23 protein-coding genes, 1 pseudogene and 2 riboswitches are annotated in these 25,552 nt (G+C 58.6%); of the genes and pseudogenes, 10 read left to right on the top strand and 14 right to left on the bottom strand.

Going from position 1 to position 25,552, the window contains the following annotated elements; genetic code table 11:
* Positions 1–54: 54 nt before the first annotated feature.
* Complete coding sequence (gene yjgA, locus ACOYW1_RS13540; protein ID WP_482423211.1) at positions 55–564, bottom strand: ribosome biogenesis factor YjgA; 510 nt, start codon at positions 562–564, stop codon at positions 55–57.
* A gap of 255 nt (positions 565–819) precedes the next feature.
* On the opposite strand from yjgA, the gene ACOYW1_RS13535 reads away from it, so the two are divergent.
* The 9 genes from ACOYW1_RS13535 (at position 820) to ACOYW1_RS13495 (ending at position 9,674) form a co-directional block, all read left to right on the top strand.
* Positions 820–1,602, top strand: a complete 783-nt coding sequence (locus ACOYW1_RS13535) for a PP2C family protein-serine/threonine phosphatase (protein WP_482423210.1) — start codon at positions 820–822, stop codon at positions 1,600–1,602.
* Positions 1,603–1,662: 60 nt separating this feature from the next.
* Entirely contained in the window at positions 1,663–3,288 is a 1,626-nt protein-coding gene (locus ACOYW1_RS13530) for an SUMF1/EgtB/PvdO family nonheme iron enzyme (protein WP_482423209.1), read from the top strand.
* Entirely contained in the window at positions 3,288–3,461 is a 174-nt protein-coding gene (locus ACOYW1_RS13525) for a hypothetical protein (RefSeq protein WP_482423208.1), read from the top strand. The genes ACOYW1_RS13530 and ACOYW1_RS13525 overlap by 1 nt, the downstream gene beginning before the upstream one ends.
* A gap of 228 nt (positions 3,462–3,689) precedes the next feature.
* Positions 3,690–4,067, top strand: a complete 378-nt coding sequence (locus ACOYW1_RS13520; protein ID WP_482423207.1) for a hypothetical protein — start codon at positions 3,690–3,692, stop codon at positions 4,065–4,067.
* On the top strand, positions 4,018–6,822 hold the full coding sequence (locus ACOYW1_RS13515) for a PAS domain-containing hybrid sensor histidine kinase/response regulator (RefSeq protein WP_482423206.1): 2,805 nt from the start codon (positions 4,018–4,020) through the stop codon (positions 6,820–6,822). The genes ACOYW1_RS13520 and ACOYW1_RS13515 overlap by 50 nt, the downstream gene beginning before the upstream one ends.
* Positions 6,815–7,609: a response regulator gene (locus tag ACOYW1_RS13510; protein ID WP_482423205.1), complete on the top strand. Its 795-nt coding sequence runs from the start codon at positions 6,815–6,817 to the stop codon at positions 7,607–7,609. Before ACOYW1_RS13515 ends, ACOYW1_RS13510 begins: the two co-directional genes overlap by 8 nt.
* Complete coding sequence (locus ACOYW1_RS13505) at positions 7,578–7,901, top strand: HD-GYP domain-containing protein (RefSeq protein ID WP_482423204.1); 324 nt, start codon at positions 7,578–7,580, stop codon at positions 7,899–7,901. Before ACOYW1_RS13510 ends, ACOYW1_RS13505 begins: the two co-directional genes overlap by 32 nt.
* Positions 7,902–8,253: 352 nt before the next feature.
* Complete coding sequence (locus ACOYW1_RS13500; protein WP_482423203.1) at positions 8,254–8,862, top strand: exodeoxyribonuclease I; 609 nt, start codon at positions 8,254–8,256, stop codon at positions 8,860–8,862.
* The gene (locus ACOYW1_RS13495; protein WP_482423202.1) at positions 8,859–9,674 is read left to right on the top strand and encodes a hypothetical protein; all 816 of its coding nucleotides are present in this window, start codon (positions 8,859–8,861) and stop codon (positions 9,672–9,674) included. Before ACOYW1_RS13500 ends, ACOYW1_RS13495 begins: the two co-directional genes overlap by 4 nt.
* 232 nt (positions 9,675–9,906) lie before the next feature.
* Here ACOYW1_RS13495 and ACOYW1_RS13490 read toward each other — a convergent pair whose 3' ends face one another.
* The 13 genes and pseudogenes from ACOYW1_RS13490 to ACOYW1_RS13430 form a co-directional block, all read right to left on the bottom strand.
* Positions 9,907–11,304 carry an efflux RND transporter permease subunit gene (locus ACOYW1_RS13490; RefSeq protein WP_482423201.1) on the bottom strand — a complete coding sequence of 466 codons (1,398 nt, stop codon included), beginning with the start codon at positions 11,302–11,304 and terminating at the stop codon, positions 9,907–9,909.
* A 173-nt stretch (positions 11,305–11,477) separates the two neighbouring features.
* Positions 11,478–12,791: pseudogene (locus ACOYW1_RS13485) on the bottom strand (efflux RND transporter permease subunit); the annotation flags it as partial.
* Positions 12,792–12,931: 140 nt separating this feature from the next.
* Positions 12,932–13,141, bottom strand: a complete 210-nt coding sequence (locus ACOYW1_RS13480) for a hypothetical protein (protein ID WP_482423200.1) — start codon at positions 13,139–13,141, stop codon at positions 12,932–12,934.
* Entirely contained in the window at positions 13,138–13,461 is a 324-nt protein-coding gene (locus ACOYW1_RS13475) for an efflux RND transporter periplasmic adaptor subunit (protein WP_482423199.1), read from the bottom strand. The genes ACOYW1_RS13480 and ACOYW1_RS13475 overlap by 4 nt, the downstream gene beginning before the upstream one ends.
* Positions 13,434–14,282 carry an efflux RND transporter periplasmic adaptor subunit gene (locus ACOYW1_RS13470; protein WP_482423198.1) on the bottom strand — a complete coding sequence of 283 codons (849 nt, stop codon included), beginning with the start codon at positions 14,280–14,282 and terminating at the stop codon, positions 13,434–13,436. Before ACOYW1_RS13470 ends, ACOYW1_RS13475 begins: the two co-directional genes overlap by 28 nt.
* 188 nt (positions 14,283–14,470) lie before the next feature.
* Complete coding sequence (locus ACOYW1_RS13465; protein ID WP_482423197.1) at positions 14,471–15,829, bottom strand: TolC family protein; 1,359 nt, start codon at positions 15,827–15,829, stop codon at positions 14,471–14,473.
* 105 nt (positions 15,830–15,934) lie between these two features.
* Positions 15,935–17,527, bottom strand: coding sequence for an LVIVD repeat-containing protein (locus tag ACOYW1_RS13460; RefSeq protein WP_482423196.1), 1,593 nt, complete (start codon positions 17,525–17,527; stop codon positions 15,935–15,937).
* Positions 17,470–18,213 (bottom strand): hypothetical protein, encoded by a 744-nt coding sequence (locus ACOYW1_RS13455; protein WP_482423195.1) that lies wholly within the window; start codon positions 18,211–18,213, stop codon positions 17,470–17,472. The genes ACOYW1_RS13460 and ACOYW1_RS13455 overlap by 58 nt, the downstream gene beginning before the upstream one ends.
* Positions 18,214–18,486: 273 nt before the next feature.
* Positions 18,487–18,933, bottom strand: coding sequence for a hypothetical protein (locus ACOYW1_RS13450; protein ID WP_482423194.1), 447 nt, complete (start codon positions 18,931–18,933; stop codon positions 18,487–18,489).
* A 25-nt stretch (positions 18,934–18,958) separates the two neighbouring features.
* Positions 18,959–19,058, bottom strand: a riboswitch (cyclic di-GMP riboswitch).
* Positions 19,059–19,129: 71 nt separating this feature from the next.
* A riboswitch (cyclic di-GMP riboswitch) is annotated at positions 19,130–19,208 on the bottom strand.
* Between the two features lie 334 nt (positions 19,209–19,542).
* Positions 19,543–21,297 carry an OmpP1/FadL family transporter gene (locus tag ACOYW1_RS13445; RefSeq protein ID WP_482423193.1) on the bottom strand — a complete coding sequence of 585 codons (1,755 nt, stop codon included), beginning with the start codon at positions 21,295–21,297 and terminating at the stop codon, positions 19,543–19,545.
* Positions 21,298–21,402: 105 nt separating this feature from the next.
* Positions 21,403–22,485 (bottom strand): transporter, encoded by a 1,083-nt coding sequence (locus ACOYW1_RS13440; protein ID WP_482423192.1) that lies wholly within the window; start codon positions 22,483–22,485, stop codon positions 21,403–21,405.
* 94 nt (positions 22,486–22,579) lie between these two features.
* Entirely contained in the window at positions 22,580–23,329 is a 750-nt protein-coding gene (locus ACOYW1_RS13435) for a C39 family peptidase (protein ID WP_482416066.1), read from the bottom strand.
* Positions 23,330–24,045: 716 nt separating this feature from the next.
* Positions 24,046–24,639, bottom strand: coding sequence for a hypothetical protein (locus ACOYW1_RS13430; protein ID WP_482423191.1), 594 nt, complete (start codon positions 24,637–24,639; stop codon positions 24,046–24,048).
* 378 nt (positions 24,640–25,017) lie between these two features.
* Between ACOYW1_RS13430 and ACOYW1_RS13425 the strand changes: the two genes are divergently transcribed.
* Positions 25,018–25,482, top strand: coding sequence for a DUF6160 family protein (locus ACOYW1_RS13425; protein WP_482423190.1), 465 nt, complete (start codon positions 25,018–25,020; stop codon positions 25,480–25,482).
* The last annotated feature ends 70 nt before the right edge of the window (positions 25,483–25,552 follow it).

Here is a 25,552-nt window from a genome sequence, read left to right as displayed (position 1 = left end):
GGCTGCGGGGTGGTGTTCTCTTAAGGAAAACGCGCGGTGTTTGACGGGTCAGGCTCAGGATGCCGAGAGGGTGTCACGGATACATGCCGCCAGGGCCTTGAACTCTTTTCCCCGGGGTGCGCTGCCCTGCTTTTTGATGGCATTTCTCCTCAGCATTCGGAGACGCTGGCGGTCGGCCGAGGGGAATTTTTCCAGGAAGTCCTCGATGGCGCCGTCGCTTTCAAGGATGGCCTCCACCCAGGGCGTCTCTTTCGAGGGCTCAGGGGCGGTGTTTCCTGAGAGCGTGAGGCCTGTCTCCAGCTTGTCCAGTGCTTCCCGGACTGGCTCGGGGTCGCACTCACGCATGAGGGCTCCGATGAACTGGCGGTTGCGGTGGGCCGCTTTGCGTGCGGAGATGTGTCGCGCATCTTCAACGGCTTTCCTCAGCTCGTCGGGAATGTCGACGTGTTTCAGCTGGCCAGGAGTGAGTTTGATGAGGCGTTCTCCGAGTTTCTGAAGCTCCTCGGACTCCTTCTTTATCTGGGTCCGGCTTTTGTAGATATCGGCTGTGTTTTCTTCGTTCATAATAGTTCTTGCCACATTTCCCATGTTGATCTTATATATAAAGCCAACCTGCAATTCTCGGGGTGTCGCCTTGCTCGCAAACCCGTCGCGTGAGTCCTGGCTGGTTGCTGTCCGTTTGGCGCCATAGTGGCATATCTCCGTTTAAAATTCCATCAAAAACGGTGGGGGTTGAGCATCCCGGTATTTCAAGGCGGGAAGGGTAAAAACCAACCGATCCAGCGGGGCTTGGACCGGGCTGAAGGAAAGGACCTTTGGATGAGTCGGGAGGGCCGATTGAACAACCGGGTGAAGATGGAGGTCCGAACCGTGATGGACATCGGCCCCAGGGGCAACCAGGAAGATGCGGTGCTCGTGGGAACCCGTGTGTATCAGCAGCCCAGCCTCGACCTTGAGACCGAGGAGGAGGGTGCCTATGTGAGCCTCTGCGTCTGCGACGGCATGGGAGGCCATGCGGCCGGAGATGTCTGCAGCCGGTTTGTCCTGGATGAGTTCAACCGGTCACTGAGCCACGACACCCTGTCGGCAGAGGGGCTCGATGTTCTGTTGAACATGATCCAGACCGCCGCCGAAGGGGAACTTCCCATCAACAGCGGCACCACCATCGCAGGGGTGATACTCACCCCGGAGCAGGCCGTGGTATTCAATGCAGGGGACAGCAGGGTCTACCTGATGCGGGACGGTGAACTTCGGCGATGCTCCCACGATCACTCTTACGTGCAGAGCCTCGTTGATAAAGGTGCTGTTACGGAAGCCGAGGCTTTTTCGCATCCTTATCGCAATGTCGTCAGTTTTGGTGTAGGGTCGGCCTTCAGCGAACTCTGGGGCCATACTAAGGTGCATTACACGGCGCTGGATGTCAGGCCGGACGACACCTATATCCTCTGCAGCGACGGGGTCACCGATTTGATTGAAGACCCGGCCATGGAGACGGTCCTGGGGCCCAGCCCCATCACCGGTGTCGCAAGGCTGAGCGTGGAACTCAAGCGCAAGACGTTAAAGGACAACACCACCTTTATTATCGCCCGGGTGGTTGAATGATGTCGTTTCGGGGCGGAGTCAGGGAGACAGGACCATTGAGGATGAACCGGCGGGGGCGCCATGATCGATAACATGAAGGAGGTGATAGAAAAATGCCTCCCTACCTATGAGATTGTCGGCGAATTGGGGCAGGGCATCCACGGTTCCGTTTACCATGCAAGGGACAGGTTCAAGGAGCGGGCCGTCAAGGTGGTTCCCATCCACGTGGAGCGCTCCATCCTGTTCCGGAACGATACCGATCTCGATTCCAAGGTTTCCCGCGATTTTCATGCCGTTTGCAGCTACTACGAAAAAGTCAAGGGCCCGGACGTGGTGACCATCCACGACTTTCACCTTGTGGACAAGCGTATCGCAAGCGGTTATGCCCAGGCCTTTCTGGTGATTCTCATGACCCTGTGCCGGGAGAACCTCCAGGACCTTGTGCTGCGTGAGCACCCCCTGTCTGGGGAGGCCGTCTCGGATTATGCCGAAGCCCTTGCCTCCATGATGGATCGGTTGAGCCGCGCCAGCGGAGAGACTTTTCTCCTCACCGATTTCAAACCCTCCAATATTCTTGTGGACGACACCGGGCGATTGCTCATGGGCGACCTGGGAGGCCTCAAGCGTGTCAGCTCCGTCTCTTCTGCCCTTGGCGGTGCCCAGTTTACCCCCAATTGGTCGGCCCCCGAGTTGATCCTGCGGGGGGAGAAACCGGATGTGCTTTCCGGGGTCTACTCCCTGGGCCTGGTGATTTATTACCTTTGCGAGGGGCACCTCCCCTTTGAAGAGGCGGATTTCATCGACCGGGTGGGCAAGGTGCAGGAGGAGGGCGTGACCTTTTCCAGAAAAGACCTTCCCCAGATCCTGATGGATACCGTCATGCGATGCCTTGCCTTTGAGCGGGACGATCGGCCCGCATCCTTTGCCGAGGTGGGGGAACTGCTGAAGGGCGCACCCCAGGGGCACCATACGCCGGAGGCCGTGAAGCCCGAGGCGCCGGAGAAGAGACAGACTTCACCTTCGGTGCCCTCGGTTACCCCCGTGGTCCCCGAGGTGTGGGTGGAGCAGGCCACGTCCCTGACCATGAACTGGATCCCGAGCGGCACCCTGGCCCTCCGGGACACCAGGCACCACTGGTCCGAAGAGATCCCAGGCTTTTACCTGGGGATTCATCCGGTGACCCAGGCCCAGTGGCGCCGGGTCATGGGCACGGACCCTTCCCATTTTCCGCGGCGGCCCGATCAGCCCGTTGAGATGGTCTCCTGGAAGGACGTGGACGCATTTTGCAAGCGCCTCACCGATGCTTACAGGGGGGAACGCCATTTTTTCATCCCCACCGAAGGGGAGTGGCTTTTTGCCGCCCGGGGAGGCGATGACCATGCCCGGTACGCGGGGGGCGATTCCATGGACAGCCTGGGCTGGCATCTGGGAAACAGTGAATTCACCACCCACCCTGTGGCGGAGAAGAGCCCCAACGCCAATGGGCTTTACGACATGTGCGGCAATGTTCAGGAGTGGTGCCGTGATGCGGTGGGCTGTTTCAAGGACAGAGACATGGGGGCGCGAGGAAAGGTGATTCGTGGCGGCAGCTGGAACCAGGGGCCGGATAAATGCACCCTGGATTATCGGCGGATCGTTCAGGAGGGCCTTCGGTACAGCAACCTGGGGTTTCGGGTTGCCATGCGGCCGGGGGACGCCGTTTTCTGATGGCGGTGCGTCCGCAAGTGTTCGACATGACGGAAAAAGAAAAGGTAGATATGGCATGTTTTGACTCAAGCGATATGCTTTTCCTGGGTAAGGGATATGTTCCGCTTTTGGGGTATTGTCGTTTTGACAACGGGGAGAAACTGGATAATGCCGAGTTTTTTTTGAAAATTTGACTATTTTTGTGTTAGTATGGGTAAACAATGTTAACGGGCCGTATCGGCCCAAATCCGGGGCCCGGCTGACGGCATGCATAGAAAACACAACGACCTCGACCCTTCCGTGACCCAATGGGGGCGCAAAAGACCCGTTCCGGTGCTCCAGTATGTCATTCGTGGCTCTCTCCTGCTTTTCTGGGCCGTATACGGGGTTGTGGTTTCTCCCCCGGCCTTGATCTCTCCTCGATGGTCGCCCTGGGCTATGTGGCCGTCCAGGGCTTTTTGTTTGTTCTGCTGCGCCGTCGACGGGCCGACTGGTCGCTGATTCGCGCCACCATGGTTGCGGACCTGGGGCTGGCCTGGGTCGTCTGGCTCTACGATCCTACCCTGCCGCCGCCTTTGATGCTCTATGCGGTTATTGTCATCGTGGGCAACGCCATTCAATACGGCATTCGGGCCTTCAAACTCCTGGCGGCCTCCACCCTGGTCATGGCCCCGTTGACCATGGGGCTTCGGTTTGCCCTGGGTCGGTTCCATCCCACCGAACCGTTTCTCCTGCTGTTCTGCATGGCCATTGTCTGGTACGTTCAGGACGATCTTCCGCATCGAAATTTTCCGCCGTGAGACCATTCGCCGCACCGAGGCCCTGGCCCAGAGTGAGCACAAATACCGGAGCATTTTTGAAAACACCGGGGGTGGGGCCATCATTGTTGAGGACCTGCGATTCTCCCAGGCCAACGCGCGGTTTGAAAAGATCACGGGGTTCAAGCGCCATGAGATTGAAGGGAAGGTGCGGTGGATCGAGTTTGTGGAATCCGGGGACCTGGAACGCATGCGCAGCGAGCACAAGCAACGGGTGCAAAACGGCCAGGAGCCGCCGCGTGAATATGAGTTCCGACTTGTCCGAAAAGACGGTGAGGTCATCGACGTTTTTTCGGAGGTGAACTACGATCCCCTGTCCGGTCGGAGCGTGGCCTCTGTCATCGACATCTCCCTTCGGAAGCAGGCGGAACGGGCTCTGAAGGACGCCCATGATCAGCTGGAACGACGGGTGGAGGAGCGAACCGCTGAACTGATGGAGGCCAACAGGCAGCTCAAGATCGCCAAGGAGGCTGCCGACGCATCGGGCCACGCCAAAAGCCAGTTCCTGGCCAACATGAGCCATGAGATACGGACGCCCATGAACGCCATCATCGGCATGTGCGACCTTGTCCTCGGCACCGAGCTTTCGTCTAAGCAGAAGGAGTACATCAATATCGTCCGGTCTTCCTCACGGTCCCTTCTGGAGCTGATCAACGACATCCTGGACTTTTCCAAGATCGATGCGGGAAAGCTCGACCTGGAGACCATTCCCATGTCCCTTCGGGACGTCGTTGAAGAGGTGGCGGACATGTTCCTTGAAAAGACCATGGACAAGGACCTGGAGCTGATCATCGATATTGCCGATGACGTCCCCAGAAAAGTGATCTCCGATCCCTTGCGCCTCCGCCAGGTCCTGGCCAACCTCACCGCCAACGCCTTCAAGTTCACCAACCGCGGAGAGATCTGCCTGGCCGTTCGAACCCAGTACATCGACGCCAAGGCCACCAAGCTCCAGTTTTCGGTGCGGGATACGGGGATCGGCATTGATGCCGATAAAACCGGGACCCTCTTCGACGCCTTTGCCCAGGCGGACGGTTCCACCACGCGTAAATACGGGGGCACCGGCCTGGGCCTTGCCATCTGCCGGAAAATCGTCAACATGCTGGGCGGCGACATCTGGGTGGAGAGCGAGCCCGGAAAGGGGAGCACCTTTTGCTTCACCATGGAGGCCAGGCTTCTGCCCGATGCATGCAAAGGCCCGGAGATGGCCCTTCCCCCGAACCTTCAGGGCAACAAGGTCCTGGTGGTGGACGACAACCCTTCCACCCTTATGATCCTCAAACGATACATGGCGACCTTCGGGTGCCGCACGGAGATCGCCGCGTCCGCAGAGTCGGCCTTGACCCTCTACCGGCGCAGCCGAGACAAGGATCCCTTTGCCCTGATTATCATGGACATCCACCTTACGGCCATGGACGGGATTGAGGCCGTGGCCCGCATCAAAGAGGAGTCAGCAGAGAATACCCCGTCGGTGATCTGTATCAGCGCGTACGGAAGGGACCGGGAATCGGACCGGGCCAGGGAGGCCGGGGCCGACGGGTTTTTGATGAAGCCCATCAAACAGTCCATTCTCTTTGACACCATCATGGAGCTGTTCGGGTTCAAGGCCGTACGGCAATCCCATGTGGGACGGGGGCTCCTTACGGACAACGAGTTTTCCGAGCTGAGCGTGCTTCTTGTGGAGGACAACGCCATCAACCAGATGGTGGCCATGGAGATTTTGAAGTCCGCCGGTATTTCCGTCACAACGGCGGAAAACGGTCTGGAGGCCGTGAACCTCCTCCGGGCGAACAGCGATTTCGACGCGGTGCTCATGGATGTTCAGATGCCGGAGATGGACGGCCTGGAGGCCTCCCGGCAGATACGCAAAAAGCTGCACAAAGAGGACCTGCCCATCATTGCCATGACCGCCCATGCCATGTACGGAGACCGTGAACGCTGCCTGGCCGCGGGGATGAACGATTACGTACCCAAGCCCATCGACCGCAATGAACTGTTTGCGGCCATCCGGCGAAATATCAACCGCTTCGGAGGGACCTTCCCCCTTGCCGACGGTCGCCATGACACCGTCTCCGAATCCGTGGAAACCCAGTATATGCTCTCGGGCATCAACGTCTCCCGGGGCCTGGAGCAGACCGAGGGGCAGTGGGGACGCTACGGCGACATGCTGGCCGGATTCCTTGAAACCCATGGGGAGACAGGCGCCCTGTTGAAGCAGTACCTTGAGGCCCATGCCTTCGATGAGATGGCGGCCGGATTGCAGGGGCTCATGGAAGATGCCGGAAGGGTCAGCGCCGTTCACGTGGCCACCTGGGCGGAGTCCATGAAAGAGGCCGTCGCGGATCGCGATACGGAGCGATGTGGAGAGCTTCTCTTCTTCCTTGAGGAGTCGCTGCGTGAGGCAGCCGAGTCCTCCCACGATCTCCTGACCGGCCTGGAGGCCGGGGAAGAACCGTGGGACCCCATGCATCAGGTTTCTGGCCCGGAAAAAATGTTCACGTTGCTGGGTAAACTTGGTAAAAGCCTTGAAGAGCTGGACCCCGTGACGTCGGGCCGGCTGTTTGATGAAATTCGGGAGCGGTTCTACCTCCATGGGGTGGGGCCTGAGAGCGAACACCTGGCCCGGAACCTGGAGCAGGAAGTCCGGGAGTACAGTTTTGAAAAGGCGGGCGGGACCTTAAAGCAGCTCGGAAACCAGTTGAAAAGGGACATGGCGGCAGGTACCAACGATGGCTGAGTCTTTGAAACAGTGCAGGGTGCTTTTGGTGGACGACACCAGGGCCAACCTCGACATCCTCATCGACGCTCTGAAGGACTCCTTCAAGCTCGGCGTGGCCATGAGCGGTGTGCGGGCCCTTGAGTATGTCCGGCAGCACCCGGTGGATTTGATCCTCCTGGATGTCCTGATGCCCGAGCTCGACGGGTTCGAGGTGTGCAAGCGTCTCAAAGCGGCCCCGGAGACGGCGGGGATTCCTGTTATCTTCATCACCGCCCTGGACAGGCCGGAAGACAAGACCCGGGGGTTTGAGTTCGGGGCGGTGGATTACATCACCAAGCCTTTTGACATGGCTGAGGTGACGGCCCGGGTGCGCACGCACCTCACCCTGGTGACGGCCCAGGAGGCCCTGAGGCAGCAGAACATCGCCCTGGAGGCCATGGTGCGGGAACGGACCCGGGAGCTGGAGGAGACCCAGCTTGAGATCATCAACCGCCTGGGGCTTGCCTGCGAGTACAGCGACGAGTGCACGGGCCGCCATGTGAATCGTATCTCCGAATACTGTCGCCTTTTAGGGCGCGCAGCAGGGCTCCCCCAGGACGAGGTGGAGCTCGTGGCCCTGGCCAGCACCATGCACGATGCCGGTAAGATCGGGATTTCCGATGCCATCCTCCTGAAACCCGGGGCCCTTACCGACGACGAAGTGCTGGTGGACCGAACGGCACGCCGAAATCGGTGGCGAGCTTCTCTCCGGGAGCCGGTCGCGGCTGCTGTGCATGGCCGAGGAGATCGCCCTGACACACCATGAGAGATGGGACGGCACGGGCTACCCCAAGGGGTTGAAGGGGCCGGAGATTCCGCTGTACGGGCGTATCGTCTGTATCTGTGATGTGTTCGACGCCCTGGTCTTTGAGCGGCCCTACAAAAAGGCCTGGTCCGTTCCAGACTCCCTGGCCGAGATCTCCCAGTGGGCCGGGCGGCAGTTTGACCCCTGGCTGGCCGAACTGTTCCTGGGCCTTGAGCCGGAGCTGACCCGGATTGTCAACACGGCCCGTGAAACGGGGCAGGGAGAAGAAGACCTTGCCAAAGAGGCCGGTTAAGGTGGTGGATTACATTTCTATTCAGCCCTAAGCCGCCTCCGGCGGCCCTGCCGGGGGCCAAACGTTTGACAAACAGGTTTTGTTTTTTAAGGGCGCGCCGCAACCGTCCATACCCCCTCTTGTTTTTTTGTTCTACCGTAACGTTTTTGCGGAGCTTTTTTCAAAAAGCGACCCGCCGGAGGCAACTGAATTTATAAATGCGTTGGCCCGGTAAGGAGCGTCGATACCGGTTTACATCGGGGGCCTCCCGGTGTATGAAAAAATATCGCAGCCGATTCGAAAGGGGAGCAGGCACAACCGGCGGTCCCTTTTCGTTCATTACCGCATGACCACTCATCCCAAGGGGCGTTCCATGAAGAGCTATCTATTCTACGATCTTGAAACAAGCGGCCTGAACAAATCCTTTGACCAGATCCTTCAGTTTGCTGCCATTCGCACGGATATGCACCTCAAGGAACTGGAGCGTTACAACATCGTGGTGTCCCTTCGCCCCGACGTGGTGCCTTCGCCCATGGCCACCATCACCCATCGTATCGGCATTGAGAAATGCATGGAGGGAATCTGCGAATACGAAGCGGTGAGGCATATTCACGCCCTGATGAACCGTGAGGGAACCATTTCCCTGGGCTACAACACCCTGGGCTTTGACGACGAATTCCTGCGTTTCGCCTTTCACCGCAACCTGCTTCCCCCGTACACCCATCAGTGGGCCAACGGGTGTTCCCGCATGGACCTTTTGCCCATTACCGTATTGTACCACCTCTACAAGCCCGAGGGTCTGACCTGGCCCCGCCTGGAAGACGGACGGTCCACCCTGAAGCTTGAAAAACTCAGCCAGGCCAATGCCCTGGCCGAGGGTCAGGCCCATGACGCCCTGGTGGACGTGGAGGCGACCCTGGCCCTGGCCCGGCGCTTCATGGCTGAAGGGAAGATGTGGGAGGCTATGCCGGCGGTTTGTTGAACAAAAAGGAGGACGCCCTTCGCCTGGCCAAGCTGCCGGTAAGGCATGAGTCCTCGGCGGGCCAGCACGCCTGGGGGATCATGACCGGAAGCCGGTTCGGGGCCGAGGCGGCGTACCAGGCACCGGTTTTGGCCATCGGGGAGTCCGTGCCGTACAAAAACCAGACCCTCTGGCTCCGGCTGGACGACGAGGCCCTCATCAACGGAGAGGGGGCGGTGGAAGAGCGCCTCTGGGTTATCCGGAAACGAATGGGAGAGCCCAATGTGATCCTGCCGCCCCTGGATCGCTTTGTATCACGGCTCACCCCCGAGCGCCTGGCCCGGGTGGAAGAGAACCTCTCCTGGCTCAAAGCGCACCCCGATGAGTTTGCCCGGATCATCCGGCACCACCGGGAGTTCCGGTACCCAGAGATTCCCAACCTGGATGCGGACACCTGCCTGTACCAGAACGGGTTCCTCTCCAAGGCCGAAGAGGCCTTGTGCGCCAAGTTTCACAGGGCCGGGCCCGATGCCATGGCCGAGGCCATGCAGGCCATGGCCCCTGGCCATGTGCGTGAGCTTGCCACCCGTATCCTGTTTCGCAATTACCCTGAGTTTTCCGATGAAGAGGTGTTCGAGGCCTTTGAAACCTTCATGGCGCGGGTCCATCCGCAAGGGGAGGAACCCCCCATGGTGGACTTCAGGGGCGATGCCCGCCTGACACCGGCCTCCGCCATGGAAGAGATTGCCCGGGTGCGGTCCGAGGTCTCCCTGGACGAGGAGCAGGGCCAGCTGCTGGATGAGCTGGAAGGGTATCTGTCCAGCAATTTTTAAAAAGCTGCCTCCGGCGGCGAGGTGAGCCACCTCGAAAGCTTATTGCCATTGCGCTTTGCCCTTCGTGCCTCAGGGCAAAGCGCAATGGCCTTCGGCTCGGGCTTCGCCCGACAAAAACGCGACCGGAACGTTTTTGCGGAGCTTTTTGCAAAAAGCGACCCGCCGGAGGTATTTTTTGAATGGTTCCGTTTTTTATGGGCCGCGGCGTGTTGCCGCGGCCTTTTTTTGTTGTTTAAACCGATTGCTCGTCGTCCCGCCGGGTGGCCAGGAGGCTGTAGAGGGTGGGGACCACCACCAGGGTGAGGGCCGTTGCGATGACCAGGCCGAAGATAACCACAACGGACATGGATTTCCAGTACTGGGAGGTCTCGCTCAAGGTGGAGATGGTGCGCTCCCGAAAGTTGATGGAGATGCCCGTTACCATGGGGATCAGGCCCAGGACCGTGGTGACGGCGGTGAGCATGACAGGCCTTAAGCGTGTGGCGCCGGCGGCGATGATGGCCTCGGTGGTCTCCATGCCGCTTTCCCGGAGTTTGTTGGTGTAGTCGATGAGGACGATGGCGTTGTTGACCACCACCCCGGCCAGGGAGATGACGCCCACCCCGCTCATGATGATGCCGAAGGGGTAGCCCATGACGGTGAGCCCCAGAAACACCCCTCCGAAGGAGAGGATCACCGAGGTGAGGATGATAACGGGTTGTGCCACGGAGTTGAAGAGGGTGACGAGGATCAGGAAGATCAGGAGGATGGCCAGCATAAAGGCCCGGGAGAGGAAGGCTTTTGCCTTTTGCTCTTCTTCGTTTTCCCCCGTGAAGGTGAGGGTGTAGCCCTCGGGCAGGGGAAAGGTGCGGAGAAGGGCTTCGGCTTCGCTGCGCAGGACGGTCCCCGGCTTGATCTGTTCATCGACGTTGGCTTTGACCGTCACCACCCGGTTGTGGTTGATGCGGGTGATATCCCCCAGGCTCCCGGTGTAGTGCATGTGGGAGAGGGCGGACAGGGGGATGAGGGTGCCGTCTTCGGCGGGGATGAGCAGGGTGTGCAGGGTCTCCGGGGCGTTTCGGAAGTGCTCGGGCATGCGCACGGTGATGTCGTACTCATCACCGGCCTCCCGGTAGGTGGAGACCTTGGTGCCGTTGTAGGCGGTTTTAAGAGCTGCTCCCACGGCGCCGGTGGAGAGGCCGAAGAGGGCCGCCCGCTTTCGGTCGATGCGGATGCGAATGGTGGGGATGTTGTAGCTGTAGTCGTCCCGGACATCTTCGATGCCCGGGATGGTGGCGATGATGTTCTGGACCTCGGATGCGAGGCGGCCCAGGGTGGCAAAGTCATCCCCTGCGATTTCGATGTTCACCGGGGCACCGGTGGGGGGACCTCCCTCCTCTTTTTTGACGGTGACGCGGGCTCCGGCGATGTGTTTGACGCGCTCCCGGAACCGGGGGATGGCGTCTTTGGACGGCCGGGTACGGTTCTCGTAGTCCACGAACTGGATACCCAGGTGGTTGGGGGAGTTCTGGGCAAACAGGTTGCTGCCGAACCTGCGGACACTGTTGGCATAGATGTATTCGATGTTGTTGAAGTCGCTGGGGGCCGAGAAGGTGCGGCCCTTTCGGTCCGTGTGCTGCCGAAGGGACATGGCCTCCCGGTATGCGTCGTCCGTTGGGCGCGCGCCGCATGCCGAGGCGATGCACATCTCCACTTCACGCACGATGCCGTCGCAGTAGTCCAGGTAGCCCCTCCAGGAGATGATGTCAACAAGACGTTCTGCGGATCCACGGACGGGAAGAACTCCATGGGCTTTTCAATGCCCACGGCCAGGAGCCAGAGATAAAAGAGGATGAACAGGGTGAGAAAAGCCCCGGTGATCACCTTGGCCCGGTGTTTTAAGGCCACATGGAGGGTGGCGGCATAGGTCACCAGGAGCCTTCCCCGGATTTCCACCGGGGTCTCCATCGGGGTCTCCATCGGGGTCTGTCCGGGCGGTGAAAACCGGTCTTCACCGGTGGGGACTGGGGGCGTTTTGACACGCATGATAAAGGCGGCCAGGGCCGGATTGATGACCAGGGCCACAAAGAGGCTGGCCGTGAGGGTGACGATGAGGGTCAGGGGCAGGTAGCGCATGAACTCACCCATGATCCCTGGCCAGTAGAGCATGGGGAAAAAGGCGGCCAGGGTGGTGAGGGTGGAGCCGATGACCGGGTAGGCCACCTCTGATGAGGCCATCATGGCGGCCTGGGTGCGCGAGGCGCCCTGTTCCATGAATCGGTAGATGTTCTCCACAATGACGATGGCGTTGTCCACCAGCATGCCCAGGGCCAGGGTCAGGGAGAAGAGCACCACCATGTTCAGGGTGATACCCAGCACATGGAGAACGGTGAAGCTGATGAGCATGGAAAGGGGGATGGCCAGGCCCACGATGATGGCGTTGCGGAACCCCAGGACAAACAGGAGGACCCCCACCACGAGAATGAGGCCGGAGAGGATGTTGTTTTCCAGGTCCGCCACCATAAGACGAATGTTCTTCTCCTTGTTCATCAGCTTGGTGATGCGGGTTGTTTCGGACCACCCCGTGCGGTGATGGGCCACGATGCGGTCCAGCTCCGCGCAGATGGCAAGGACGTTTTCTCCGCTGCGCTTTTTCACGGAGATGTTGACGGCCTCGTGGCCGTTGAGCCGGGCCCTGCTCTCCTCCTCCTTGAAGGTATCCAGGGCCCGGGCCAGCTCCTTCAGGTACACGGGCCTGCCGTCGTGATCCTTGACCACGATGCCCATGATTTCTTCCGGCGAATCGAACTCACCGGGGACCCTCAGCTGGTATCGTCCGTCACCCATGTTGACGGCACCTCCCGAGGTATTGGTGTTCTCCCGGGTGACGGCCAGGGAGAAATCAGAGATGGGGATGTGGTACCAGGCGAGTTTTTCCGGGTCCACCTCAATGAGGATCTCCCGTTCCTGACCGCCGGTGACCGTGACCTCCAGAACCCCTGCCACCGATTCCATGTCCTCCTGGAGGTCGTCTGCCAGCCGTTTGAGAGCTGTGCTGCCCTGGGGGCCGCTCAAAGAATAGACCACGATGGGCAATTCCGAGATATTGACTTCGAACACAGACGGGTCCTCTTCCATGTAGAGGGGCGGGTCCGCTTCGGCTCGTCCACCTTGTTGTCCTGACCTTGCGAGACTCCGTGCATGAATGTCGGTCTAAAGCTCAATTGTTGGTTTGGCTAGGGCCACTGAAGCTGACCGAGCTCAATTTTTTCACCCCTTCAAGGCCTTAATTTTTTGATGGGGATGGTGGAGATTAGATGACGAGGCGATTGCTTTGTAGCACGTGCTGAGTAGACATAGGGGATGGTGATGTCCGGTTCGTCTTCCCGTGGAAGCACCGAGTAGGCATAGCAGCCCACCAGCACGATGATTACCGACAGCACCAGCACACTGATGCGGTTTTTGACGGCGGTATCCGGGATGATCATGGCTGCAGCTCCCCGGCCTTGTTGGCTCGGCGGACCACGTTGACCTTTCGGCCCTCGCTCACCGACCGCTGCCCCACCACGATGACCTTGTCTCCCGACGTCAGGCCGGAGGTCACCTCCACCATCCATCCTTCCTGGATCCCTGTGGTCACCTCCCGGGCCGTGGCAATGCCCTCCTGTTCCAGAAAGACCACCTGGGTGTCTTTTCGGGTGATGAGGGCGTACAGGGGAACCACAAGGGCCTTTTCCCGAATCTTTTTGACCAGGTCCACCCGGGCGAACATGTCGGGGATCAACAGCCCTTCGTCATTGGGAAACAACGAGTTCCAGTCGTAGAGGCGGGCCGCCCGCAGACCTGGCCAGGCGGCGGGACAGTTCCCCTTGAAATGGTGGCGCCTAACGTTTCGTTTAGGATGGAAACGGAAAAAGAGGCCATGGTGCGGGAGTGTGGCGGGACATCGGACTCAGGAATGCCCACGCGGATTTTCACGGGGTTGAGATCCACCAGTTTGCAGATGGGGCTCCCTGCGGTTACAAAGGCGCCCTTGTCGATGAGGTAGGCGTCGAGGTACCCGGAAAAAGGGGCCTTGACCCGGCATTTGTCCAGGTCCAGGCGGGTGGCGGTCAAGACGCTTCGGGCCTCCTCCAGGGCCGCTTCGGCCTGGTCCAGGTCCGATTGGGTAGCAAGGTTGGTGCGGTTAAGGTTGGTCAGGCGCCTTGCCGTTGCCCGGGCCGATTCAAAAGAGGCCGTGGCTGCCTGGTGGCGTGCTGCAAACCGGGAGGTGTCGAGCTGCGCCAGAATGTCCCCCGCCTTGACGGCCTCACCTTCTTCACGTGTTTTTTTTACAAGGACGGCCGAGACTTCCGAGGGCACCAGGAGCTCCTGGTTGGCACGGACCTCACCGGGGAGGGTGACGCGGTCTCTGATGACGGTGGGCGCAAGGGTCAGGGTCACCACATTGACGGGTGGCTGGCCCTCTTTTCGTTGGTCCCGGCGTGCCTTGGCCACGGCTTCCGCCTTGATGGCCACCGTGATGTAGAGTCCCAGGAGAACCACAAACAAAAGGAACACAGGCCACCAGGCCGCACAGGCCGTCAGGGCTTTTTTTGCAAAGGGTGGGTGGGGTGGTTTGAGCGTCATTCCACGTCTCTTTCATTGCTGTGTCTGCATGGAAAATAAAAAAGCGAAAGGGTTACTTTCCGCAGTGCCTTTAGATGATCAAAGCCAGGTTAAAAAGCAGGCCTTTGGCGGATCTTAAGACCTGTTTGTCAAAATTTTCAATCGTTTGGTTCCCGGAAAGACCGCCGGAGGCCTCTTTGCCCTTACGATCAGCCATTGGGGGCGCTTTGGGATGCCGGGACGGGGAGCATGGGCACCCCCGAGGTGTACCGGAGGCGGATGGCGGCCAGCTGCAGGGCAAACCGGGCGTCGGCCAGCTGATTTTCTGCCTCCACGAACCGTGTGTTGGCGTCGATGAGGTCCAGGCTCTCGGCCAGGCCTTCGTCAAACCGCCGGGTGACGGAATCCAGGAACTGCCGGGCGAAGGTGAGGCTCTCTTCCAGGGCCCGGACCCTGAGTGACTCGGTGTTGTGATCGTACCAGGCCCGCTCCACGGCCAGGCGGATCTCTTTGGTTTTCCGGGCCAGCCTGTAGTCTACGGATCGCTTGTCCGAGAGGCTTTTTCGGACGTCGGCCCTGCGCAGTCCGCCGTCCACCAGAGGAAGGGAGAGGGTAAGGCTTGCCGTGTACCGGGTGGTGTCCAGGTCGAAATCCACCTCCAGGTCGTCGTAGCTGCCGTCCACACGGCTATCCGTTCGTCCGGCCGACCCTTCGAGGGTGAGTTTGGGCCAGTACGTGCTTTTGGCCACGGCCACTTCCTTGTCGGCCACGCTGGACGCGATGACCAGGGATTTGAGCTCGGGGCGGTTTTGGGTGGCCAGGGTCACGCACTCCTCAAGGCTGAGGTCCGACGGGGCCGGGATCTTCTCCGGCGGCTCAAGTTGAAAATCGTCCGGCAGGGGAACCAGTCGCTGGAGAGCCCGTCTGTTTACGATGCGCTGGTTCAGGGCCTCCTTGAGTTCTGCCCGCCCGCCGGCGACTTCGGCGTCGGAACGAAATTGCTCGGTGCGGGTGAGGAGCCCGGCCTGGATGCGACGCACGACCGCGTCCCTGTTGGAGATGAGCCGGGTCAGGTTTGCATCGGCGATGGCAACGCCTTTTTCGCTGCGGATAACGCCCACAAAGGTGACAGCCACCTGGAGGATGTAGTCGTGGCGTGCGGCGGTGAGGTCCATGGTGGCTTTTTCTACGAGTTCGCCCGAGGTTTTGTAGACAATGAGTTCCCGCCCGTTGAGGTAAAAGCTGTACTGGAACCCCAGCCCGGCAAAGGTACCGTACCGAGTCTCATCGATCTGGTTGGGCGGGGCGTAGGCCCCTTGGATCTCAGTGTCGCTTCCGTCCAGTCGGCCGGTGAGCTCCACAGTGGGGATCAGCACGGACCGGGCACGAAGGCGGTCCTGCTCCGCCGCATAGAGGGACTCTTCGGCCAGCCTGATGTCCTCGGCATAGGGCAGCGCTTTTTCGATACACGCCCGCAGGGTGATGGGCCCGGGTTCTGCCATGGGCGACGTGGGGCTGATCCATGCGCAAAGGAGAAGCAGGGGCACTGTCATAAGAGATCGGTTCATGGTCACCTGTCGTGCATGGTGTCGGTGATGCGATCGCAAGGGTGCGCACATCATAGCCAGAGTCAAAACATGCTTTCATTATTGCGGAAGGGCCGGAATACTTCGTCAGTTCAGGGTACGGATGAAGCAGCCGGAGGAGTCGTCGTGCCAGACCTGCTCCTGGGAGTTGTCGTTTTCGGTGGTCTGGCGAACGGTGAGGCCGCCCTGGCCGTCGGCGATGTAGGCTGCGCGAAGGGCCGGGCTGTCAGAACTGAGTCCCCCGGTGGTGGCGGCGACGACGGCCCTGGGGGTGCCCGGTGAGGTCTCCCGGGACAGCAGCCCCGGGGCTGCGGGGTCGGACAGGTCCAGGATGAGGAGGTTGTCCGTGGCCTGGTCTGTGACGGCATACAGGTTGTTGTTGTCCGTATAGAAGAGGTCGATGACGTGGCCTGTACCCATGGAGTAGCCACCCTCTTTTGCCGGGGTGATCAGGGCCGGGGTGTTTTGATTGGAGAACAGGTCCAGGGAGACAATCCCTGCGGCATCATCGGCAACACAGACATATCGGCTGCCGTCCGACGACACGCTGACGGTGTTGGCGAGGCCCTGGGTGTAAGATGCCTCGATGCCATGGGACAGCTTTTCCGGATCATCCGGGTCCGAGAAGAGGTCCACAATCTGGAACCCCTGGGGGCCGCATGCCACAAGGAGGTAATCCGTTCCAAAGGGCTCCATGGCTGTCGGGGTGCCGGGAAGCCCCGTAAAAAGAATTTTATCTTCTATGGCGATTTTGTGGACCGTGGGGACACTTGGAAGAAGGGGCAGAGGAAAGGAGAAGAGGTTGCCCGTGTCGGTGAGGACGTGGAGGAAGTCGATGTTTTCCTGATTGATGTTTTTGGTGGAGACGGCAACGGCCAGGGGGCTCTCTCCGTCGAGATGTTCCATGGCAAGGGGTTCAAGCTCAAGGGGCGCTTTGGACGACGGCGCTTCGGGGTTGGTCAGGTCGTCCGGTGAAGAGATATAAGTGCTGTTCATGGAGTAGCAGCAGACCCCCACGCTTTTGTCGGCGATGAAGAGGCGGTAGAAGTCGTTATCCACGGCAAGGTCGCAGGCCTGGCCGTCCGTGGGGCCGAAAAAAAGACAGGTGGGCTGGGTGGCATTGTTGATATCCATGACGCGGAATCCGGCTGAGGCGCTGTCCAGACCATCCACGAAAAGCAGGGTGTCATTTCTGATCAAGATCCTGTCCACGGCAAAGGGGGTGTCCACATGGTCGCCCTGGCTGGGGTTTGTCGGGTCGGAGAGGTCGATTTGGGACAGGCCGCTTCGGATGTCCATGAGAAACAGCGTGTTGGGGGAACTCTGATGCAGGGCCCCTGCTCCTTCCTGGGCAAGGGTACCCACCACGGCTTTGTCGGAGAGCCTCATCACCTGGACACCGGGCGGGTTGCTGTTTTCGGCCGCAAGGGTGGTGATGCATCCATAGGCCCCTTCTATGGACAGGTCCATGGGGTAGCCTAGGGTCACTCCGTCCGAGCCGGAGGGCGGGTAGGTCTGAAACAGGTAAGGGGGGGCATCTTGTATGTGGAATGAGAGGTAATTTCCCATGGAGTTTTCGATGACATGGGCCGTGTCGCCTGAAACCCGAAGGGTGAGGGTGCTCATGTAAAGTAGCGTGTTGGAAGGAAGATTCGGGATGTCAAAGACCAGTTTCCCCAACCCTTTGATCTCCACTGCTCGTGGAGGCCTTTCTCCATGTCGATAAGACCCATTTCTCTGCCTTGGGTCACGGTGAGGATGCAGTCGTGGCCGGTGCTTTTGTTCCACCGTGCCATGTCCACCAGCATGGTGTATTCCGCAAGGGAGAGTTCCTGACGAGCCACCTCTTCCAGGGCCAGGCTGCCTTTAAACTGAAAGACACGGTAGCCGAAGTTGGCGTCCATGGTGGCGATGAGGTGGGCATTGTAAGCCTGGAAACCCACGGCCCCCTTGATATTGAGGGCTACCGGTCCGGTGGTGTTTTTTCGGGGGAAGTCCGATTCGGTGACCACGGAATTTTCATGCAGGGAGAAAGCGCCGTCAAAGGCCACGACCTGCAATCCACCGGTGCCGCAGGCGGCGATGATGTATTTTTTTTCTCCTACCTCCAGGTAATCAATGGTGACGATGCCCTCAGGCGCGTTGAGGCGAATGGAGACGGGGTCTGTGGTGGCTTCAAAGTTTGTCTTTGGATACGCCGCCAGGGTATCCCCGTTGGCACCAAAGAGGATGGAGTCATTGCCGACAAGTGTTTTTTTTACTCCTGCCGGCCACCGCGTGCCCATGGGGGAGAATTGATCGGCCAGGGAGAGGACCGGGAGAAGGAGAATCGCCAGCAACAGGGTGAGTGTTTGTCGGTTTATCATGTGACCTCCTGAAAGGTTTGATGTCTTTCATTGCTAACAATGTTTACGACAATGTAGTGCAGTTTCCGGTCAGTGTCAACATGGTGAGTTTTGAAAGAATGGGCCTGGAAAGGGTTGTTTGGTGGGGCAAAGGGGGCTTTGTGAGGCGGGCTTTAGATAGCGGGTGTGTTCTCTCGGTGGTTTGAGGCCCCCTTGCTTCCTTACGTGGGAGGTAACGGCGGCGTAAGGCAGGCAGGGGGGCGCTCTCGTTGGTCTGGGCTTCAGCCCCTGCGGTCAGCGGACGGTGACGCGGACCGTTCCGCGGGTGGTGACCCGGATGTACTCCATGGAGACCGTGCCCAGGCTGTTGCCGGTTCCCGTGGGGTTCGCGAGAAGAAGGCTGGTCTTGTAATTCTGGGCGGTGAACCCCGGGTTTTGAATGTCAAAGGAGTAGGATGAACCATCATCGGCAACCCGGATGGCGCTGAGGTTGCCGGTGTGCTCTTCAATGGCTGCTTGAAAGAGGCCGGCTGTGGCTGCGCTCGCTCCGAGGTGAAGGCTGTTGGAGAACAGGTCCTGTTGAAAGCCCGCATAGTTGCCTATGGTTGCAAAGCCCGCCTGACCGGTGATTTCGGCCAGTTCCGAGTCGCTCATGGCAACGACTCGGGCGTGGGCGGTTGATCCGAGGGCCAAAACAACAAGCACGCAAAGCAGGGCAGGGATAAGGGTGATCTTTTTCATGGTGTTCTCCTTTGCCGCCTGTGCGGCTGGTAACCCGGCTTCCCGGGATGCGGCAGGGTGTGACCTGTCGTCCCGGGCCCGTGGCTTTCCGTCCCAGAGTCGCCCCTGGTTTGGCGTGTTCGGAGGCAGCCCGGCTGTCCGTTGTTCGGTTAAGCGACGTCGCGTACGCTGCTTAACCCGTTCGGGAGCCTTTCCGCTTGGCAAATGGGCTTCCCATATGGCTCGGATCCGTGGCTTTCCGCCCCGGGGTTTCCCCCGGTTTGGCGTGGGGGCCGCACGGATGTGCGGCTGGTTGGTCTGTGGGTATGAAGTATCAAGAAGCGTGCCAGGGAAAGGCACCCGCGAGGTGTGATCGGGCAGAGGCGGGCGGTGCAAGGGGGGCGCATGTTTCAGGTGTCAGGATCCTGACGAAAGCAAGACAGAATCGACAAATAGGGAGACAACAAAGGGGATGGGGGCTTCAGTATTGTGAACGGATGAACCGGATTGCGTATGGTCACGGGAGGTTGCTGTGGTGGGTGGGTGCCGGGGCGTTTCGTGGTGGAGGGTTTTTGCAGGGCGGCATGCTACCGCTTATGCCCGGCAAGGGCGTATAGGGGTGCCGGAGCGCTATTCGTCGTCAAAGGGGTTGAGGAAATGGTACGCACTTTTGACCATTTCCGCCTGATGATGCATGTGTTCCTTCATGACGGTGATAGGCATGCTGACATTGACGGAGACGATGTAGGCTTCCATCTCCTGCTTAAAATCGAGGCCCGCGTAGGGGTTGTATACGGGGCGGTTGAAGTCCGTGGAGTTCATGTTGATGCTGCCGTTGTTGGGGATTTCCACGGTATCTCCCAACAGGTAGGCAAAGGAGACATCAATGACCACGTCATTCTTGGTTTTGATACCAAAGCCCGTGCCGAAGTTGTGGATGTCCGGAACCGCGTACATGGCATCGTAGAGGTCCTCCTGCACCGAGGTGGGGCGCCATTCGTAGCCGAACCGCCATGTGAACCAGTCCGTGGGAAAGAGCTCGATTCCGGCGGCCCAGCTGATGGTGTCTTCGAAATCCCTTCGGATGATCAGGGCGTCCGGGCCGCCTGTGTAGCCCATGAGGGTTGCAAACCTCAGGAAATCGGCCTGCCGGTCAAAGGTGAAGGTATCCTTGTTCATGACGGACCAGTCCACCCAGTTGACGTCGAAGAGGAACTGGAAATACCGTGAAGGCTTCAAGGCCACCCCTGCCTGGATGCGTTGCGGGATGGTCATGTTGCTGGTGACATAGCCGCTCTGGTTCTTTCCGTCCGTGGGAAGGTTGAGCATGGCCGCGGTAACGGGCAGGATGTTGCCCTCACCGAGCCAGTCGATCATGGCCTTGAACTGCTGGGAGTACTGAACATTCCAGTTGCCCACCTGTTCCACCTTGATTTCGCTTTGGTAGGTGATGCCCAGGGAGAGCCAGCTTAGTGGTTCATAAAGAATGCCCACGTTGTAGTTTGGCGAAAAATCGTCCCGCAGGCTCATGTCGAGCTCGGCCACCTTGTCGTACGGGGCCACACCCCCGCCGAACCAGGGTGGGGGCAGGGTCATCTGGCTGATGATGGGGATGTTGAGGTCTTTGGTGGCATCCCCCAGGACCCTGGTGAGGGCTGTCATCTCGTTTGGCATGCGCATGTCGAGCTCGGCGTAGGTTGCGGTCTGGCCCAAGCCCACGGTAAACCCGACGGAGAATTTGTCGTTGACCTTGTAGCTCAGGGCCGGGGCGGCATAAATAAGGTGCTGTTGGCCCAGGGCCTTGGCCTGGTAGCGGATGGGGTTGTCGTCGTCGTCAAAGGTGAGCCCCACGGCGTAAGGGGAGTAGTTTGCATAGGCAAAGGTCCACTTGGAGTCTTTTTTCCGTGAGGAGATCCCCAGGGACGGTCCCGCCAGAAAGGGGATTGTGTCGTTGTACAGGGGAACATACATGGAGGGGCCGCTGCTTCCCGTGGTGCCGGCAAGGGGGTCGACCTTGGATTCCTCCGAAGCCCCGTTGGGGTGTCCTACGGGGTTGGGGCTGGACCCGTCCATGAACGGCTGCATGTCGGGGTCCGCGGTCAGGCTGATATCGATACAGATAAAGGGGAGGGTCAGGCCCTGGCTGAAGGCCTGGTCGGGCAGCTTAGTGAGGCCCGCTGGGTTGTAGTGAACACTCATGATACCGGGGGGATCCGCCGTGCAGGCGTTTCCCAGGGCAATGGCACGGGTGGAGACGGCCATCTGTTCCACAAACATGGCCCTGGCATGTGGTGGGACACAGATCAGCAGGCAGAGCACCGCAAGAGTTGAAACAGCCGATATGTGCCATCGCATGCGCAAGGTGTTCACAGCTCTTCTCATCATGGTTTCCTTAAAGGCTCTGGGGCCGGGTTCGTTTTAAGCTGATAGCTTCTTCATGGGACCCTGAAGAAGGAACCGGGACATTGTCTGCCGGCGCGTCTCTGGCGTTTACAGGTCGTAGTTGAAGGGCATGGAGAACGACAGCGTGAAATCGGAGGTGGCATCGGTGAGGCCGACGCCCACGGTGATGTTCATGGAGCTTTCCGGGGAGAGTTTCCAGCCGGTACCGATGTTCAGGGAGGCTGCCGTGGATGTGCCTGACTTGTTTTGTTCTCCGCCATGCCACTCAAATTCGTAGCTTGTGGTGTGAGAGTACTGGCAACTCAGGTGCAGGGTCACCTGGTAGGAGAGGGCATAGGCGATACCCAGGGAGCCGCCGAAGGTATCGCCAGGAGAGACCTCTTTAAGGGCCGTAGCCCCGTTGGGGCCGTTGCGGGTCTGGTTGAGGTCTGTCACGTCATGGGCGTAGCGGTAGGAGAGGCTGCCGAAGGCCATGATGGGGTCGATGGGTTTGCTGATGGAGAGCTCCGCAAGAACGGAGTAATATCCCGAGCCGGTGGACAGAGCGTTGTCCACATCGATTTCGTAGGGGCTGGTGCCGGAGGGCACGATGAGGGAGGTGTTGAGAATGTATGAAGCGCGGCCTGTGGATGTGGGCAGGGGCTGCCACTGGAGCCCGAAGCTGATGTCTCCGATGTCGGTGGCGTTGCGTTCCGATGCGGTGGATTGCTGGTCCCATTTGTAGACAAAAGGAATGGCTCCGTTGACGGTGAGGTTGTTTTTCAGGCCGTACTGCACGCTCACGCTGCTGTAAAGGGTGTGGTTGCTGGTGGTAGGGGTGATTGTTGTTGGTCTGCGACATTCGAGGATATCCGTGGAGTTGAAGGCGTAGCTGGCCCCGTAAGTGACCCCCAGGGAGCCCTCCCGGCGAAGGATATACTCCAGGCCGATGGCCGTGAGGATCCGTTCGGTCTCTTCGGCCTTCTCCTCTGTGGTGGCTTCGAGTTGTTCGCGGACCTGAGCCGCCTGCTTCATGGCAGCCATCTCTTTTTTCAGCTGTTCAAGCTCGGTGGCAATGGATTCGAGGGCTGCCTGATCCGTACCTGCTGCCTCCTCCGCCCAGGTCAACGCCGGGAGAATAAGGATACCCATGGCCACGATCCATGTAAGCAGTATGCCGGCTCTTCTCATCAAAACCGCCTCCTTCATCAGGGGTGAACACGCTGGGGTCGTTGGGGGAAACAAACCTGCCTGCCGTTCTGGGTTAATATCACATTGGAATCGATTAATTTTTGAAGTAGAGCGTGTCTCCACTGGACTGGTTGAGCTCCCGCTGGATATCGAGCTGTCGTTCCACCTTGTCCTGTTCGAACAGTGCAAAGCGGGTGATCTCTTCATCGATGAACCGCAGGTCATCCCGGATCAGGGCCAGGTTGCCCAGTGGCCGGGAGTCTTTGTCCGATACGATGAACATGACGTTCTTGAACCAGATGTTTTTGAACTGGGGGACGGTGTAGCTGCTGTGACCGCGCCAGGGATCCGCAACAAAGACGTGGCCCCTGTGGATTCCCTTGACCACCACGAAGTGGCGGTACCCGAAGAATTTGATGGGCACGATACAGGGCCAGTATTCGGCGGAAGCCAAATCCTCGATGGATGCCGTGTAGCCGTTTGCCTCATAGCCCAGCACCGTGACGAATTTTTTCATGTCCAGAAGGGAAAAAGCCCGGCGTTCCTTGATGCGTTTGACATCTCCGTATTTCAACAGGCCCCAGATGACCTGTTGCTCGGTAAACTGCTCGCCGAAGTGAAATTTCAGCAGGGTCGCAAGGGCTGCGGATCCACAACTGTAATCGTAATTCTGTTTGACAATCCGTCGTTTTTCGATCTCCGTAATGGACTCCACGGGGTGGCTGATACCGAACTGGGGTCTCTCCAGATCGAGAACCGTCACCTGGTTTTCCGGGGTCTTGGCCAGGGGATGGTAGATGGTGAAAAAACCGACACCGATAAGAAAAGCAGCAAGAATATGCATGCGTCCATCCTTGGGAATTTAAATTTGCAGTGGGGGGCGAGCCTGGCCTGATTCCATTATCGTAACGGAGTCTGTTGTTCTGAATGGCTGCATTCCACCCCATCGGACTGTTTTGCGATATGAGTATTCAGTTTTTAAGACTCATGATTAAATAGATAAACAATGTTTCTATCAAGCGGAAAAAAAACTGTAAAGCATTATTTACAGTGTTCTGAGCCCGGTTGTGGGTAGATGAATAGTCCGCGGCACAGTCGTCAAAAGGATTTCGATATCACAAACGGGCAGGCTCAGTGATGTCCGTGGCTGGGAGAGGTTCTGTAGTTGCGTCTCCCCGTGGTCAATATCAAAGTGCTATCCTGTTTGTGGGCCTCCGCCGGTATGGTTTGCCCAGGAGTTTCAGGGTTACTGGGTCGTGGTGATGACAACGGTTCCACCTTCAACCAGCGTTTCCCCTGAGAAATAAAGGGTCCCCAAGGTCCCCGAGTAATCCCCGGGTGCTCCTCCGATATCCCCTGCGTTGAGACCGGCCGAATTATTGGACAGCTTAACGGTGTAAGCACCACTGTTTCGTGTAATAAGGCGGTTGATGTCAACCTGTATAAAGCTCGTATCTGCGGGGATGGTTGTAAACACGCGCCATTGGGTCGTATCGCCTTCTCCGTGGGGGATCATGAGATGCAGGGGCCGTTCGCCGGTTCGGGCAACCGTCTGGGCCGTTATCCCGGATAGGCACGGAATGAGGTTTCTGTGGTGATATCGCTTTCCGTATAGGTATTCCCCTGGTAGCTGAGAAGGGTGTCTCCGTTGGAGGGGGGGGCTTCCATATGTGCTTTTGATACACGGATGGTTTTGTAGCGTGAGCCGTCCTCAAACGTGGAGGGGACGATAAACTGACCGAAAAAGGTGCCGTGGAGGTGGACATAGGTTCCGGTGTCTTCCTCAAGGTAGAAGATGTTTCCCACCTCAACATCCCCGTTGAAATCTTCGGCTTCGATGCCGAGGCGCTCATTTGCCTCAACACCCAAAAAGTCGAGAATAACGGTGTTTGTGTTGTCGCCGTTCAGGGTGGACGGGGTAAGGGTGGGTTTGGGCTGGAGGGGGTGAAGGGTATCGTCTTCGGGGTAAACCTCCGTGGCAACGGTGTAGGCTGTTTCACGTGCTTCGTTGGATTGCTGAGCGGTTGCCTGGCCTGTGATACTCTCCATGGCATGGTTGGTTAGGGTCTCCATGGCAGACGGTACGGAGGCGCCCGTCAGGGCAACGGTGGCCCATAAAAATATAAAAAAGATCCGCAGAACTCGATATGCCATGCATCTCCCCCCGTGATGTGCATACGATACGTGGTGCTGGGTTTGTTGGTGTCTATAAACAACGTTTATAATATGAAAGAAACGTTACCAGATGCCTAAATGCGGGTCAAGGGAAACTTGAATCAGCCCATTTGACAGGTAGCTATCTATAAACACTGAAAAAATGTGTTGACAGTCAGGGTGGGGTGGAGGATAACTGTTTTACGTAGGTGAACGTTGTTTATTTTAAAGTACGTCGAAATATCAAGGTGTTTATGGCCTGTGTCCGGCAGATTCCCTGTCGGGCTCTTATGTGCAGGAGCCGGGCCACACGGGAATCCGTCACAGCTGATGGGCGGATTTTTGGCAACTAACCTAAATTTTGAGGAGGGTGATTGAATGAAGAAGATTCTTTTGGTGGCTGTGTTGGTACTGCTTCCCCTGTCTGCCTTCGCAGAACTGAAGACTATGGATGCCGAGGCCTTGGATGAGATCACGGCACAGGAAGGGGTGAAAATTGAGATTGGCGGAGCTTCAGACTCTGGCTTTGCAGGTGTTGATGCTGCCATGAAAATTACCAAGTCAAATGCTTCTTCGGCATCGCAGAACGGTGATGCAGGTGACGCTACCGCAGGTGCCATTCTGATGGTTGAGGGATTGTCCCAGGAAATTTTAGTTCAAGGTGAAATCAGTATCCTTGCCAAAACAATGCGACAGATAACAGTTACGTTCAGATTCAGATCGGTAAAGAAAATACCGCTTCAGGGAGTGACCCCTCGAATGAAGACGCCCTTGATATCGTTCAAACGGCCAAGGCTACGAAAATATACATTCAAAATCAAGCCATTACAGGCGGTAAGATAGTCGGGGAAGCCGGGCATTGCCTTGGTACCAGTTATGCTGCCGGTGGGTTGACGACGGTCCTTGGAAACAT

The sequence above is a fragment of the Desulfoluna sp. CYM3A genome, from assembly GCF_056829965.1.
This window is presented reverse-complemented; position numbering and strand designations above follow the sequence as displayed.